Origin of the sequence: Marinomonas foliarum, assembly GCF_016906065.1 — a bacterium.
GTDB classification, from domain to species: Bacteria; Pseudomonadota; Gammaproteobacteria; order Pseudomonadales; family Marinomonadaceae; genus Marinomonas; species Marinomonas foliarum.
Window position 1 is genome coordinate 3,651,075 of the sequence record NZ_CP070273.1, and the last position, 14,626, is coordinate 3,665,700.

The window sequence follows — 14,626 nt, forward strand, 5'->3', positions numbered from 1 at the left end:
TTACGATGAATCTATAAATGATAATAAAACTCATTTGTATGTTTTTCTAGAGCAACTTTTGTTTTTTGTATCTAATTTCTCTTTAGGTCAAACACATTTATTCTGTGCCTTGTAATATCAATTGTTCAAGAGATCATAATAGTCTTCAAATTAAAAGTTTGTACGGTTGGTCAGGTTTTTGCATTTAAGCTATCATTACTAACATCATTTTAAATAAGGAGAGCGCTTTGCAATTTATACTAAACGATGAGCTCATCGACGATAACACGCTCCCTAGCGACTTTACTGCTTTGCGCTATCTAAGAGAAAAGCGTGGATTAACCGGAACGAAGGAGGGCTGCGCATCAGGAGATTGTGGTGCATGCACGCTTCTTGTTGGTGCGTTAGAAAACGGCGAGTTGACTTATTCAACGCTCAATTCATGTATTACGCCAGTGCAATCCTTGTCGGGCAAGCATGTTGTCTCTGTTGAATATTTGTCCAAGGTGGATGAGTTGCATCCTGCTCAACAAGCCATGGTGGAATCTCATGGTTCACAGTGTGGCTTTTGTACACCGGGTTTTGTGTTGTCTTTGGCAGGGTTATACGAAAATAAACAGAACGCTGACCAGCCGATTGACCGTGAAGCAGTTTGCGATGCCATCTCTGGTAACCTGTGTCGTTGCACTGGCTATCGCCCAATCATCGATGCTGGCTTATCTATGATCAAGGTTCAAGAAGCAAAAGAGACACCTTTTATTGAGCTGATGAGTAAAAACGAAGGCATTAAAAGTCTACTTGAAAACCTGCAAGCCGAGACGAATGCCAAAAGCAATTATCTGCAACCTACCAATTTAGAGCAACTTGCTCAGGCGTTAACTTCATACCCAGACGCGAGCTTGATCGCCGGTGGCACAGATTTAATGCTAGAAAACACTCAGCGCTATCGTGATTTTGATACCTTAATTGACGTATCTAGCGTGGTTGAACTTAAAGCGCTGGACATTGGTGCCATCACTTTAACCATAGGCGCATCGGTGACTTACAGTGAATTGGAAGATTTTAGTAAGATACTCTATCCGCAGATCCATGGCTTGCTGAGCCGAATTGCTTCTCGACAAATTCGTAACCGCGGCACGATTGGCGGCAACGTCGCGAACGCCTCACCTATTGCCGATTTACCGCCCTTGTTATTGGCATTTGATGCCGATATTCAATTGTTAAAAACAGACGGCAGTACCAGAACGGTAAACATTAATGATTTCTACCAAGGCTACAAACAAACCCAATTAGCGAAGGATGAAATGATCGCATCCTTTGATTTGCCGCTCGATAAACTGGCGCAGTTCCATCGTTTTTATAAAGTGTCAAAACGCATGGAAGACGATATTTCCAGTGTCATGTTGGCAGTTCGATTCGACGTGGATAATGGCAAACTAAGCGATGTGCGCTTGGCATTTGGTGGCATGGCCGCCACACCGATTCGTGGTTTTAAAGCAGAAGCTGCGCTGACTGACAAAGCCATTAACGACGAGCAAGCCCTAAACCAAGCCATCGACGCATTGCGCGCTGAGTTAACACCCATGAGCGACATGCGAGCCAGCGCGAAATATCGCTTAGACATGGCCTGTAACCTGATTCGCAAAGCATGGCTGGAACTAAACGGCACCGACGTGGTGACTTTTTCAGGTCACGCTGTCAGCGATTCCATTTTATCGACCGGTTTGGAGGGCAGCACTCATGCGTAAACTTCCACAAGACTTTAACCTCGACACAAAAGCCTTTAAAAAGGGACTTCTGCCTGTTCATGAATCGGCTATTAAGCACGTAACAGGTCAAGCGGTTTATATTGACGATATGCCAGAATGGCCGAATGAACTGCATGTAGCAACGGGATTATCGACCGAAGCCCATGCCGATATTGTGTCGATCAATTTGGACAAAGTTCGTGCTTACCCAGGCGTGGTTGATGTGATCGTGCAAGCTGATATTCCCGGTGAAGTCGACGTATCGCCTGTATTGAGCGGTGACTTATTGTTGGCTGGCGATTTTGTTCACTTCATAGGGCAATCAATTTTTGCCGTCGCGGCGACCAGCTTACGTGCGGCGAAACAAGCCGTTGCTTTGGCTGAGATAGAGTACAAACCGCGAGAAGCGACCTTGCATCCTCGCCAATCGTTAGAGCGTCAAGAGTTCGTTTTACCGACTCACACTATCAGTTGTGGTGATGCCAAAGGCGCATTAGAAACCGCGCCGAATAAACTCAAATCCGATTTGTACATCAAGGGCCAAGAGCACTTCTATTTGGAAGGGCAGATCAGTGTGGCAACCCCAAATGAAGACGGTGGCGTACAAGTATTTGCATCCTCTCAGCATCCTGCTGAAGTGCAAAAGCTGGTGGCTCGTGTGCTGGGTTTACCTGTAGCACAAGTTCTTGTTGAAGTACGACGCATGGGCGGTGGCTTTGGCGGCAAAGAATCGCAAGCGGCGGTGCTGGGCTGTATGGCGGCTGTGCTTGCAGTACGAAATCGTTGTCCGGTGAAATATCGCATGCCTCGTCAAGATGACATGGTGCAAACGGGTAAACGTCACGACTTCTGGAACAGCTACCAAGTGGGCTTTTCTGATGCGGGTGAAATTATCGCGGCAGAATACGACATGGTCGGCAAATGTGGCTGTACCGCCGATTTGTCAGACGGCGTTGTCGATCGCGCCATGTTCCATGCGGACAATGCTTACTTTCTACCGAATGCTCGCATCAGTGGGTATCGTGGGAAAACCCACACAGTTTCCAATACCGCGTTTCGTGGTTTTGGTGGGCCAAAAGGCGTGATCTTAGCCGAAAACGTCATTGAAGAAATTGCCTGCGCTGTGGGCAAAGATGCGTTAGATATTCGCAAGCTGAACTGTTATCAAGCGAATAAAGACACCACGCCATATGGGCAAAAAGTCGATGACGATGTGTTGCTGACATTGATTGAAGAATTGGAAACCAGCTCAGATTATCGAGCTCGCCGTGAATCGATTAAGGCCTTCAATAAGCAGAATCCTTTCCTCAAAAAAGGGCTCGCGCTCACGCCTGTTAAGTTCGGTATTTCCTTTACCTCGAAACACTTAAACCAAGGTGGTGCCTTACTGCATATCTACACGGACGGCAGTGTGCATGTGAGCCACGGCGGAACGGAAATGGGGCAGGGGCTTTATACCAAGGTAGCGCAGATTGTCGCCAAAGCCTTTGGCATTGATTACCAACGCGTCAACGTTGGCTCTACTCGTACGGATAAAGTGCCAAACGCATCACCAACTGCAGCATCAGCAGGAACGGATTTGAACGGTATGGCAGCGCTAGACGCCGCACTGACGATCAAAAGCCGCTTGCAAGAATTCGCTATGGAACACTTCGGCATCGCCGCCGATGCCTTTGCTATTGAAGACGATCAAGTCATTCTTGGCAGCGAAACTATGGGCTTTCCTGAATTCATCAAACTGGCCTACATGAACCGCGTGTCTTTGTCGTCGACAGGGTTTTATAAAACCCCCAAAATCGGCTATGACCGCAAAGCCGCCAAAGGCCGACCTTTCTTGTACTTTGCCAATGGCGCGGCCGTGTCTGAAGTAATCGTTGATACTTTCACTGGCGAGTACAAAGTCACTCAGGTGGATATCCTGCACGACGTGGGTGATTCGATAAACGCTGACATCGACATCGGCCAGATCGAAGGCGCGTTTGTACAAGGCATGGGCTGGCTCACCTCAGAAGAATTAAGCTGGGATGACAAAGGCCGTATCACCACCAACAGCCCGGCGAATTACAAGATTCCAACCTCGGCGGATATTCCAGAAAAATTCAATGTTGAATTGTTCGATCGTCCTAACAGTGAAGAATCTGTCTATCGTTCTAAAGCTGTGGGCGAACCGCCACTCATGCTGGGGATTTCCGTTTGGTGCGCATTAAAAGACGCCTGCGCTGCTGTGGCTGATCACAAAATCTCGCCACCACTGGCTGTGCCAGCCACACCAGAAGCAGTATTTTATGCGATGCAAGCGGCGCAAAATCACAAAACAGATGGGGAAGCCAGCCTATGATGTCTTCTATGAGCTGGGTTCAGGCGTTACAGGAAGTAGAGAAAGCAGGGCGAGCTTGGGTGATCGCCACCGTGATCGGCACCCAAGGTTCTGCGCCGCGGGAATCATCCAGCAAGATGATCATTACCGAGGAACATAGCTTCGACACCATCGGCGGCGGACAGCTGGAATACGCTGTCTGCCAAAAAGCCCGAGCCATGTTGCAAGATGCGGCATCGCCTTCTCATGTGCTGGAAAACTTTCCGCTCGCCGCCAAAACCAACCAATGTTGCGGCGGTACGGTTAGCGTGCTGCTGGAATATTTCCCAGAGCCCGCCAACAAAATCACCATCTTTGGAATGGGGCACGTCGCAACCACCTTGGTCAATGTATTGGGCAACATGCAGGCGAAAATCTCATGGGTCGACAGCCGTGAGAACCTAGCTCAAGAGCACAACATCAAAGGCTTACCTAGCAACGTTACACCGTATCTGTATGAATCCATGTTGGAACACATCGACCACATGAGCCATAACGAAATCGCTTTAGTCATGACTCACGACCACGCGTTAGATTATCAGCTAGTGGAAGCCTTGTTAGATCGAAAAGACTGCCGATTCATCGGCTTAATCGGCTCGAAAACCAAAGCCCTGCGCTTCAAAAAACGCCTCGTCAGCGCTTCCTTTAGCCAAGCGGAAATCGACTCCGTGCATTGCCCAGTGGGACTAAACGAAATCGCAGGCAAAAAGCCCTTCGAAATCGCCATCTCCATCTCTGGGCAAATCATCCAAATCACCCAAACCAAAGCAGAAACGAAAAAGGGCAGCGGACTGACTTGGAAAGAAATCAACAACGTCCTAAGTGAAGAGAAGGCTCACATCTAGGTCGTTTGGTAGCAGGAGCAAGGCAAACACCACCGCTCGACACTGTCGTTTGACCTCGCTCTTGGTGTTAGTCTTGCCCCTAGAAAATCATACAGTCCTAGGCGACTATTAACGTCATCCCTGCGAAGGCGGGGATCCATTGTCTTAAAAAAGGGTCGAACCCTTTTTCCTCCAACGCACTATCAGAAACAACAAGCCTCCATGGAAAAGGGTTTTGACCCTGACGCCTGCGAGAATAGACGTAATTCAAATGCTAGTCCTTCGAGAATCTTATTATTGCGTTGCTATGCCCCAGTTCTCGTGGCAAATCGTCTGAGTTTTCTATGTGCCCAATACGAGTATAGGAATATGGAGTATCAAAGGTTTTATAGAAGACCACCAAAGTGCGAGAACCCCACAGCATGATATCTCCATTATGAATGATGCCAGGTTGATAGGTATTCTTCGTCAGTGCATTTGATAAATCAAATTTCTTCTCGTTACTGTTCAGATCATCCATGTCTAGGGTCAGCGGTAACATAGCCGCAAATTCACGTGCCGCATCAGTGTCGGCTAAGGTCGCTGCGAAACGACGTTCACCAATGGTTATCCACATACGTGATTCCTCCGAGTTTATGGATGCTTGTTGAGTAGAAGTAGGCTTCGTTGTTGACTGCGCTGCATAGCTGTTACCGAGCGTTAGTAAAAGCAGTAACGAAAGGCAAATTTGCTTTAGGGTTTGTGCTTTCTGATGGTCCGCTATTAAGAGTAAGGTGTTTACGTTATCTGTGTTGATACGAAAAATTTTATTCATAATAGGGACCTCATTATTTTATTTTGCATATGGATAGATACTTTACTTTGTCTGCATACGATAAGATTGAAGCGTCAGAAAGGCACTCAAGAGCAAGACTGCTGCACTAGCAATAAAGGTGCTTTGATAGCCATCTGCATCGAAGAGTATGCCTCCTATTGTTGAACCTAACGCTATGGATAATTGAACCACGGCAACCATCAGACCGCCGCCTGCTTCAGCATTCTCTGGCATTGCTTTTGCTAACCAAGTCCACCAAGCCACAGGCGCAGCCGTAGCGACCAATCCCCACATTGCTAGCAGTAAAGCGACAGGTAACACATAGCTTCCAGCTGGTATCAGTATTACAGCAATGGCTGCCATAAAAACGGGAATGCCAATCAGCAAGCCATATAAAGTACGTTTTAGGATTGAACTGATTATTAGCGTACCGATAAACCCTGAAAAACCAATGGTGAGCAATAGAAGAGACAGTGTTGATACGCTAGTCTGCGTAACGGTTTCAAGGAAAGGGCGTAGGTAGGTAAAAAGGGCAAACTGGCCCATAAAGAAGGCACCGCATCCAGCCATACCATAGGCAACGGCACGGCTTTTTAGCGCCTTGAGAATATTGCCTGAACCTGGTTCGCGTACCTTTCCCTTCATAGACGGTAATGCGATCCACTGCCACATTAAGGTGATTAGTGCGATAGGAATGATAGCTAAAAATGCACCTCGCCACCCTACAATAGAACCTAAATAACTTCCTAATGGCGCGGCAACTACCGTTGCTAGTGCGTTACCGCCATTAAAAATAGCCAAAGCTTTAGGAACCTTGTTAGATGGAACTAACCGAATCGCCATGGCGGCTGACATTGACCAAAATCCACCGATAACCACACCGATGAGCGCACGACCAAGCATATAAGCTGTGTAGTTTGGAGCCAGCGCGACAATGCTTCCAGAGATCCCCATCAAGATTGTCAGTATTAGCATTAACTTTTTACGATCCATAGTGCCAATTAGCATAGGAAGTAAAAGGCTAGTTAGTACGGCGAAGGTGCCAGAAATTGCAATACCTTGCCCTGCCATTCCCTCCGTAATTTGTAAGTCGCTGGCAATGGGCGTTAGCAGACTAACCGGCATAAATTCGGACGCTATTAGCGTGAATACGCATAGCGACATGGCAAAAACGCCACTCCAATGAGCGGTGTTATTAGTCTTGTCTGTTGATGTTCCATCATGAGTATCAGATGTGGTGAGTGCCATAGATTTTTGTTACGCCTCGATTTTTACAAAAAAGCACCACGCGAGCTCAAAGAGCCGCATGGTACAGAAGTTACTTCAACTATTTTGATGCCGATTAGGCTAGGTGTTGCTTAAAGAAGCTAGTTAGCTTGTCGAATGGGATGACATCCACTTGATCATATAAATCAACATGGCTTGCGCCAGGAATAATCATCATCTCTTTTGGTTCAGCCGCATTTTCATAGGCTGTTTTACCCATATAAAGTGAGTGAGCCTTTTCGCCATGAATGAACAAAACTGGACGAGGAGAAATCTCTGAAATATAAGTCAGTAAAGGCATATTCATAAAGGATAATGGTGTCGTCTGTGACCATGCGTTACCAGAATTGACCGCGCGAGGGTGATAGCCACGAGGAGTCATATAGTAATCATGATAGTCGACCATGAATTGCGGCTCGCCGCCTTTTAATACATTGTACGGGGCTTGGTAAGCAGGAGCCGCTTTACCTGCATCTTCCCAACGTTGCTGGCTGAGCTGTTCTAGTCCCTGTGTGCGTTGCTCAAGGGTGACGCTGTCGTTATAGCCTTTTGACATGACACGAGTCATATCATACATAGTGCTTGCTACTACGGCTTTGACACGTTTATCGACAGCGACAGCATTTAATGCCATACCGCCCCAACCACAAATGCCGATCATCCCGATACGTTCACGATCCACATTGGCTTGCATGCCAATACAATCTACCGCTGCGCTAAAATCTTCCGTGTTGATGTCTGGAGAAGCAATGTTACGAGGTTCACCACCACTTTCACCTGTGTAAGATGGATCAAAAGCCAGCGTCACGAAGCCACGCTCTGCCATTATTTGAGCATACAGACCAGAAGATTGCTCTTTCACCGCACCGAAAGGTCCACCAACGACAATGGCTGGTAATTTGCCAGACGCATTTTTTGGTTGGTAAAGATCAGCAGCAAGAGTAATGCCGTAGCGGTTTTTGAAGGTAACTTTTTTATGATCAACCTTGTCACTTTTGGCGAATTTTTTGTCCCAGTCATTATTTAGTTTTAGTTTTATGGACGAAGCAAAGGCTTTGCTTGTGGTTAGCGAGGCAACGCCTAGTGCCACCATGCCTGCCCCTGTTAATTTCATCATATTGCGACGGCCTTCATCAGGAAGATCTTGTTGAGTCATATTATTTGTAATTTCAGTATGTTTATCCATGGTCATTCTCCAGATAAGTAAGTTAGGCAAACTAGTTGTCGATCACAAAGAGTGATTAAGCATCGTCTTTCTGAAAGCAGTCATTAGCATCTAGTTTTACAGCTCTGGGTATTTGGGGGTTAGCAGGATCCTGCTTGATTCTTGCCTGATAGTCCTGAAGAGCAGAATTTCACGTGACCTAGGATAGTGCTCCAACTATTATGAAAAGATAATTTCTCGAAGTAACTCCTTACAACTCAAAGCATTTCCATCATTAGAAGCAAAGACATGAATAGAGATATCAGTAGCATACAAACCGATTTAGCTAAGGTGATCGAAGAAAAAACAGTAGGGCAGGAAGATTGCGCTACATTAATCGAAAACCTATCTTTTTTTCGACGAGAAGTGATAACAGAGCCTTGTCCTTGCACGATTGAAGCAAGTGTTCTTTTTGTCGTTCAAGGCACTAAACAGCTGTTAGTAGGGGAGCAAGGCTTTATTTATGATACTCAGCACTTTTTATTAAACTCACTGGATTTACCAGCGAGTTCACAAGTGCTAGACGCCAGTGCAGAGAGTCCTTGTTTAGGGCTAATGCTCAAGCTCGATATGCTACTTATGGCGGATATTATCTCTCAAAATGGTATGCCTCCTCCTTATGAAAGTTCTATTAGTGGGAGCTCGGCGATAGGGACAGTTACACCATCTTTACTGGAGCCCTTTACTCGCTTGTTGGCTTTACTTGATGAGCCAGATGCTATTGCAACGCTGTCGCCACTCATTGTCAGAGAAATTCATTATCGTCTTTTGAATAGCGACCTAGCGGGTCGGCTTTGGCAGATTGCCTCAACTGGGAGTCAGGCCCACAGAATTTCAAGAGCGATTGGCTGGTTGAGAAAGCATTACTCTAAACCTTTGCATATTGAAGAGCTGGCTGCTTATGTGCAAATGAGTAGTACTACTCTGTACCATCACTTTCGTGAACACACAGCGATGAGTCCTTTGCAGTATCAGAAATGGCTACGCCTAAATGAAGCACAGCGCTTGATGCTGAATGATAGTCTTGATGCTTCAAGCGCTGCATTCAAAGTCGGTTATGAAAGTCCTTCTCATTTTAGCCGCGAATATGCTCGCCTCTTTGGGCAATCGCCCAAGCGACACATTGAGGAACTAAGAAAAGGAAGCGCAGCGCCTATCTAATCAAAAAAACGTCGTTAAAAGCGACGTTTTTTATGGGTGCAAACCAAAGATCTTTGATCCTGCTTTTATTTAGCTTACTTAAACAATTTCATCTTGCTCTTGGCGTTCGCCTTGCTCCACATTAACCTTGTAAGTTATTGATTTAAAATATATATGTAGGTCGAGGCTTCAGCCCGGCAGCGTAATTATTTCCTCCCCTTATGCCTTCCAAGGGGAGGGCGAGGGAGGGGTTATTACTTTGGTGGTTTAGTGTTATAGCGCTACAATCTTATGACTTAATAACAAAAGTTGAGGGATAAAATGAGTAATTTATCAAAGCGTTCAACCGTTTACTTTGAACCAGATACCCTCAAAGCGTTAAAAATTCGAGCGGCATCATCGGATGTTTCTGTTTCAGAGCTAATTGATGAAGCGGTTCGTTTGCTTATGAGAGAAGATCAAGAAGACCTTGCTGATATATCAGAACGAGTAAATGAGCCAGAAATGACTTAGGAATAATTGGGGTCAGAGTTAAAATTTAAAAAATGGAATACGCTCCTGACAGGTTAAGGTAGCGAAAAAAAACAGCGACTAAAAATAGAAGGGGAGTTTAATTTTACTGTCGCCCTTCACACGCTGTTATTTTTGATTGTTCGTAGGCGCTATCCTGCCCACGTGAATTAAACTCGTTAATTTGATTAAAGGCTTGATGATAAGTTGGGCGCTGCCAACGATAAACAACCATGTTCCGCTTTCGACCAGTGAGTCATTTAGGAAAAAGAAGCTTCCGATCAAGAACCACACAGCAATTAATACGTCATTGAATGCGCCTAGAGCTTCGTATCGGCGTTGTATTACAAAATGCTCGTGCCCGATATCTAGATCCCATTCGCTGTCTTGCTTCACGCTTTTCTCCTTTGCTGAGGTTGTTATAGGGGAGATGACGATAAAGCAAAAGGAATTGAGTTTAAACCCAAATATTATTCAGTTACGGGATGTTATTTATGCAAAAAAGGGCGTTTCATCATAAAACACCCTTTTTCACTCCTTAGAAATTACTTCCAAACCGGCTTTCTCACTTCATGATCCACGTCGGCAGCAGTTAGGCCAATATCTTTCAGTTGTGCTTCGTTTAAACGGCTAAGTCGGTTTCTTGTACGCCAGTTATGAGCGATTTTCTTGATAATCGCTTTCCATGGTTTTTCTTTTAGTTTGGCTAATGCGTTTTTGCATTCGTTCGTGATGACTAATTCGCTGCTTTCGAGCTTGTTCATTTCTTCTGATATGCACGTTTTCATGGTGTTTTCCTTTTCTCTGTTTATTGAGGTGTTTGCTTTATGTACAAATAATCGTCTAATTATTGCACTGCGACAAACGAGAAAAAGTGTTTTATAGTTAAGAAAATCTTACTTATAAAAGGTATGTTTCATGTCTTCTAGTCGAGCTTTGCCGCCGCTTAAATCCTTGCAGGCGTTTCGTTATGCAGCGCAGTCGTTGAGTTTTAAGAAGGCGGCGGAGTCGCTTTTTGTGACGCAGGCGGCGGTGAGTCAGCAGATCAAAACTTTGGAGCAGGCGTTAAGTGTGGAGTTGTTTGAACGACACACTCGCCAAGTGGTGTTGACGTCGGAAGGGCAGTATTTGTTTGACTACGTTGAGAAGGCGTTTGCTTTATTAGAAGAGGGTGTGAAAGGCATTACGGAAGATCCTAATCCTAGTACTTTGGTGATTAGTTCGGTGCCGTCGTTTTCGAGCCGTTGGTTGGTGTCGCGTTTGGGTGGGTTTCAAACGCAGGAGCCGGAGATTAACCTTCGCTTGAGTCCGAGTATTGAGTTGTCGACGTTTGCGGACAGTGATTTGGATTTGTGTATTCGCTTGGGTCGAGGTGAGTACGCAGGGCTAAAGTCGCAATTATTGTTTCGAGAGCATTTGGTATTGGTGTGTCATCCTTCGATGATTGATACGCAGCAGCCGATTAGAGAGCAGTTAGTTTCTATTCCTATGATTACTGATACAGGGCCTGATGTTGCGCATGTGTGGCCTGTGTTGCAGCGTTTTTTGGATCTCTATGATATGCCAATGAAGTCGCATTTGCATGTGGCGGATTCTACTTCTTTGGTGGAGGCGCTGTTGTCTCGACAAGGCATAGCCATGATGCGTTATGGTTTGGTGTATGAGCAGATCGAGAAAGGGCAGTTGATTTGTCCATTACCTATTTATATGAAGTCACAGTATGATTTTTATCTTGTCGCGCCTGCGCCGCATTTTAAGTATCAGAAGGTGATGACGTTTAAACGTTGGCTTGAGGATGAGGTGAAGGTGATTGATTCTTCTTGGTTGGCGTATCTCGAGCGACACCCAGATATGGAGGAGGTTAGGCTTTAGTAGGTATTGAATACGGCATTTACTCTATTTTTATGGCTCTTTTTTCGTTGAGCCGATTATTTTTAAGAAAAAAATTGATGAATTTGTTACAGTCTGGCGTTAGTTAAAAATAAGGTAGCACTTCTGTATTATGCCCATTAGAAATTTATTCGGTTCACTGCCTACATTTGCTGTTGAGCCTGACCAATTCCATGTCCTGCAATCTGCCCTTAGTTTTCGAGAATATTTATTAGAAGCGATCCAGAACGCCACGTCTAGGATCTATCTTGTTGCGCTTTATCTTGAAGATGATGAAGCGGGCAGAGAAGTTTTGACGGCGGCTTATGAAGCCAAGCAGCGTAACCCCAGTTTAGATATTGCGATTTGTGTTGATTGGCATCGCGCTCAGCGTGGTTTGATCGGTGCTGATAAGTCGCAAGGCAATGCCGGTATGTATCAAGCATTTGCTGAAAAATATGAGCATGCTATTCCTGTTTATGGTGTTCCTGTTCGTAACCGCGAAGTGTTTGGAGTATTGCATCTAAAAGGCTCAATTATTGATGACACTGTGATTTACAGCGGCGCCAGTATTAATAATGTTTATCTGCATCGACAAGATCGTTACCGTTTCGATCGTTATCATATTATCCAACAGCAAGCCTTGGCCGATAGTATGGTGGGATTTATTCATAATGAGATTGTCTTACAGCCTGCGGTACATAATTTAAACCAGACGGATTTGCCGACAACGAAAGACATTAAATCTGATATTCGACAGTTCCGAATGTCGTTAGGTAAGTCGTCTTATCGTGGCGAAAAGCAAGCGGTTGGCAATCAGCAGGTGGCGGTAACGCCTATGGTGGGTGTGGGTAAACGTAACAATGTATTGAATCAAAAAATCGTCTCTCTATTGTCTGGTGCGAAACAAGAAATTGTGCTTTGTACACCGTATTTTAACCTGCCTAAAGTTGTCTTGAGGGAAGTTAAGCGCGCTATTAAACGTGGTGTTAAGGTTCATGTGATTGTGGGTGATAAAACAGCCAATGATTTTTATATTGCGCCAGATCAGCCTTTTAAGGCGATTGGTGGTTTGCCATATTTGTATGAAATGAATTTACGTCGGTTTGCTCAGGCCAATAAATCTTATACTGCGTCTGGTGGCTTGTCGATTCACTTATGGAAGCACGATAACAATAGTTACCACTTAAAAGGACTTTGGGTTGACCGTTGTTCTATGTTGCTAACGGGCAATAATGTGAACCCACGAGCTTGGGCGCTGGATTTGGAAAATGGTCTGTTGATTGATGATCCAGAGCAGCACTTGTTGGCTAAGTTCAATGCTGAGTTTGATAATATCCATCAGCATACTCAATGCATTTCATCCTATGAGCAACTCGAAACTATCCATGATTATCCAGTCAAAACGCAAAAACTGCTGAGAAGAATTATTCGTACACGAGCGGATCGATTACTTAAGCGTATTCTGTAGAAAAGCTCACGCCTATTTTAAAGCAAAAAAAAGCGAATCCTAAGATTCGCTTTTTGCGTTTTGGTGTTTTTTGGTTTTGTGTTGCTGAGCAGCTTAAAGCTATTTTATTTTGCTTTAAGGTTTTTCTTAACAGTATTTGAGTACCATTCTAAGAAATTGATTACGCCAAACTCGAAGGTCTCTGAGTAAGGTCCAGGCTGGTAACCAATTGAGTTAATACCTAGTTGGTTGCGTTCGCCAAGTACTTTGTCTTGTTCGTTGGTTGCATCCCAAACTCTGCGTAGTTTGTCGGTATCGTAATCAACACCTTCTACTGCATCTTTGTGAACGAACCATTTTGTGGTGACAATGGATTCTTGTGCAGAAACAGGCAATACACGGAATACGATAAAGTGGTCGGATTGCATGTGGTTCCAAGAGTTCGGCAAATGCAGGATACGCATTGAGCCTAGTTCACGGTTTTGAATGCGTCCTAATGGTTTTGTACAAGCAGCAGAGCCATCCATTGTCATAACCTGTGTGCCTTTTTTCAAAGGCATACGTACGATTCGGTTACGCTGTACTTCACCAAAGCTTTTGCTCTTATGCGGAATGCCTTCTGCGTCCCATTTCGCTGCTTGAGCGTTGTAGTGGTCGTGGAAGTCTTGTGGCGCACGTGGGTCTTCTGTGTCATCCCATTCTAGCAATGTGTTAAGCAACTCAGGGTGGCTGCCTGAACAGTGGTAGCACTCGCGGTTGTTCTCTAATACTAGCTTCCAGTTAGCGCGCTCGTACATGGTAGATTCAACAGCTAGCTTGGTGTTTTCAACATCATACGGTTCCATGTAGGCATCGAGTGTTGCTAGGTAATCGTCAAAGCCATCATCAGGCTGTGTTTTTCCTAGGCAAACATAGATGAATCCGCCACCGGTTTTACAAAACACCGACTTAAGGCCATGTTGCTTAAGGTCGAAGTCTTTGTTCATTTCTGTGCCGGCAAACAGTAAGTTGCCTTTTAGGTCGTAAGTCCATTGGTGATAAGGACAAACTAGGTTGGCAACCTTGCCTCTGTGTTCTGTGCAAAGTACCGAGCCACGGTGTCTACAGGTGTTGTGAAAAGCATTCACATTGCCTTCAGCGTCACGCAAGATAAGCAATGAGTTTTGCCCAACATCGACGGTGATGTAGTCGCCTTTCTTTGGAATTTCACTGGTCATTCCAACAAATAGCCACTCTTTTTGAAAGATCTCTTCCATGTCGATTCTGAACATGTGTGGATCATTATATAGCTGAGCATCTAGTGAGTAATTGCTGGCGCGATTCTCTAGTAACTCAGACATTGTCGTTTTTGCTTCGTCTAAGGAAGCGTGGCGTACGTTCAGTAAATCGTGTTGATTCATCTTTCTGGACCTTCATGACAAAAAGATTGATGGGCAATTTCGCGTCGTTTATTAACTACGAGGCTA

13 protein-coding genes are annotated in these 14,626 nt (G+C 45.0%); 7 read left to right on the forward strand and 6 right to left on the reverse strand.

The window, feature by feature from the left end:
• The first annotated feature begins 227 nt into the window (after positions 1-227).
• The 3 genes from xdhA to xdhC are packed head-to-tail and all read left to right on the forward strand — an operon-like array spanning position 228 to position 4,928.
• Positions 228-1,727: a xanthine dehydrogenase small subunit gene (gene xdhA / locus JSY38_RS16855; RefSeq protein ID WP_205114294.1), complete on the forward strand. Its 1,500-nt coding sequence runs from the start codon at positions 228-230 to the stop codon at positions 1,725-1,727.
• Positions 1,720-4,065: a xanthine dehydrogenase molybdopterin binding subunit gene (gene xdhB, locus JSY38_RS16860; RefSeq protein ID WP_205114296.1), complete on the forward strand. Its 2,346-nt coding sequence runs from the start codon at positions 1,720-1,722 to the stop codon at positions 4,063-4,065. Before xdhA ends, xdhB begins: the two co-directional genes overlap by 8 nt.
• Entirely contained in the window at positions 4,062-4,928 is an 867-nt protein-coding gene (gene xdhC, locus JSY38_RS16865) for a xanthine dehydrogenase accessory protein XdhC (RefSeq protein ID WP_205114298.1), read from the forward strand. The genes xdhB and xdhC overlap by 4 nt, the downstream gene beginning before the upstream one ends.
• Positions 4,929-5,181: 253 nt before the next feature.
• Here xdhC and JSY38_RS16870 read toward each other — a convergent pair whose 3' ends face one another.
• The 3 genes from JSY38_RS16870 to JSY38_RS16880 form a co-directional block, all read right to left on the reverse strand.
• On the reverse strand, positions 5,182-5,721 hold the full coding sequence (locus JSY38_RS16870; protein WP_205114300.1) for a cyclophilin-like fold protein: 540 nt from the start codon (positions 5,719-5,721) through the stop codon (positions 5,182-5,184).
• Positions 5,722-5,763: 42 nt separating this feature from the next.
• The gene (locus JSY38_RS16875; RefSeq protein WP_205114302.1) at positions 5,764-6,969 is read right to left on the reverse strand and encodes an MFS transporter; all 1,206 of its coding nucleotides are present in this window, start codon (positions 6,967-6,969) and stop codon (positions 5,764-5,766) included.
• 94 nt (positions 6,970-7,063) lie between these two features.
• A complete protein-coding gene (locus JSY38_RS16880; RefSeq protein WP_205114304.1) occupies positions 7,064-8,173 on the reverse strand; it encodes an alpha/beta hydrolase in 1,110 nt (369 codons plus the stop codon).
• A 267-nt stretch (positions 8,174-8,440) separates the two neighbouring features.
• Here JSY38_RS16880 and JSY38_RS16885 point away from each other — a divergent pair, with 267 nt between their 5' ends.
• Together JSY38_RS16885 and JSY38_RS16890 are read left to right on the forward strand one after the other, a co-directional pair.
• Positions 8,441-9,352, forward strand: a complete 912-nt coding sequence (locus JSY38_RS16885) for an AraC family transcriptional regulator (RefSeq protein WP_205114306.1) — start codon at positions 8,441-8,443, stop codon at positions 9,350-9,352.
• 300 nt (positions 9,353-9,652) lie between these two features.
• Positions 9,653-9,844 carry a ribbon-helix-helix domain-containing protein gene (locus JSY38_RS16890; RefSeq protein WP_205114308.1) on the forward strand — a complete coding sequence of 64 codons (192 nt, stop codon included), beginning with the start codon at positions 9,653-9,655 and terminating at the stop codon, positions 9,842-9,844.
• A gap of 126 nt (positions 9,845-9,970) precedes the next feature.
• On the opposite strand, the gene JSY38_RS16895 is transcribed toward JSY38_RS16890, so the two are convergent.
• The gene (locus JSY38_RS16895; protein WP_205114310.1) at positions 9,971-10,237 is read right to left on the reverse strand and encodes a YrhK family protein; all 267 of its coding nucleotides are present in this window, start codon (positions 10,235-10,237) and stop codon (positions 9,971-9,973) included.
• A 149-nt stretch (positions 10,238-10,386) separates the two neighbouring features.
• Entirely contained in the window at positions 10,387-10,629 is a 243-nt protein-coding gene (locus tag JSY38_RS18555; protein WP_239544025.1) for a DUF1127 domain-containing protein, read from the reverse strand.
• A 130-nt stretch (positions 10,630-10,759) separates the two neighbouring features.
• Between JSY38_RS18555 and JSY38_RS16905 the strand changes: the two genes are divergently transcribed.
• Positions 10,760-11,713 (forward strand): LysR substrate-binding domain-containing protein, encoded by a 954-nt coding sequence (locus JSY38_RS16905; RefSeq protein WP_205114312.1) that lies wholly within the window; start codon positions 10,760-10,762, stop codon positions 11,711-11,713.
• 130 nt (positions 11,714-11,843) lie between these two features.
• Positions 11,844-13,181 carry a CDP-diacylglycerol--serine O-phosphatidyltransferase gene (pssA, locus tag JSY38_RS16910; RefSeq protein ID WP_205114313.1) on the forward strand — a complete coding sequence of 446 codons (1,338 nt, stop codon included), beginning with the start codon at positions 11,844-11,846 and terminating at the stop codon, positions 13,179-13,181.
• A 104-nt stretch (positions 13,182-13,285) separates the two neighbouring features.
• Here the strand turns inward: pssA and JSY38_RS16915 are convergent, their stop codons facing one another.
• Positions 13,286-14,560, reverse strand: a complete 1,275-nt coding sequence (locus JSY38_RS16915) for an aromatic ring-hydroxylating oxygenase subunit alpha (RefSeq protein WP_114411153.1) — start codon at positions 14,558-14,560, stop codon at positions 13,286-13,288.
• Between the last annotated feature and the right edge of the window lie 66 nt (positions 14,561-14,626).

What these genes read in the sequence shown, in the direction of transcription:
- JSY38_RS16880 (WP_205114304.1), bottom strand. Translation starts at nt 8,173, where the DNA reads ATGGATAAACATACTGAAATTACAAATAATATGACTCAACAAGATCTT.
- xdhB (WP_205114296.1), top strand. Translation starts at nt 1,720, where the DNA reads ATGCGTAAACTTCCACAAGACTTTAACCTCGACACAAAAGCCTTTAAA.
- JSY38_RS16885 (WP_205114306.1), top strand. Translation starts at nt 8,441, where the DNA reads ATGAATAGAGATATCAGTAGCATACAAACCGATTTAGCTAAGGTGATC.
- JSY38_RS16870 (WP_205114300.1), bottom strand. Translation starts at nt 5,721, where the DNA reads ATGAATAAAATTTTTCGTATCAACACAGATAACGTAAACACCTTACTC.
- JSY38_RS16875 (WP_205114302.1), bottom strand. Translation starts at nt 6,969, where the DNA reads ATGGCACTCACCACATCTGATACTCATGATGGAACATCAACAGACAAG.
- JSY38_RS16915 (WP_114411153.1), bottom strand. Translation starts at nt 14,560, where the DNA reads ATGAATCAACACGATTTACTGAACGTACGCCACGCTTCCTTAGACGAA.
- JSY38_RS16905 (WP_205114312.1), top strand. Translation starts at nt 10,760, where the DNA reads ATGTCTTCTAGTCGAGCTTTGCCGCCGCTTAAATCCTTGCAGGCGTTT.
- JSY38_RS18555 (WP_239544025.1), bottom strand. Translation starts at nt 10,629, where the DNA reads ATGAAAACGTGCATATCAGAAGAAATGAACAAGCTCGAAAGCAGCGAA.
- xdhC (WP_205114298.1), top strand. Translation starts at nt 4,062, where the DNA reads ATGATGTCTTCTATGAGCTGGGTTCAGGCGTTACAGGAAGTAGAGAAA.
- JSY38_RS16890 (WP_205114308.1), top strand. Translation starts at nt 9,653, where the DNA reads ATGAGTAATTTATCAAAGCGTTCAACCGTTTACTTTGAACCAGATACC.
- pssA (WP_205114313.1), top strand. Translation starts at nt 11,844, where the DNA reads ATGCCCATTAGAAATTTATTCGGTTCACTGCCTACATTTGCTGTTGAG.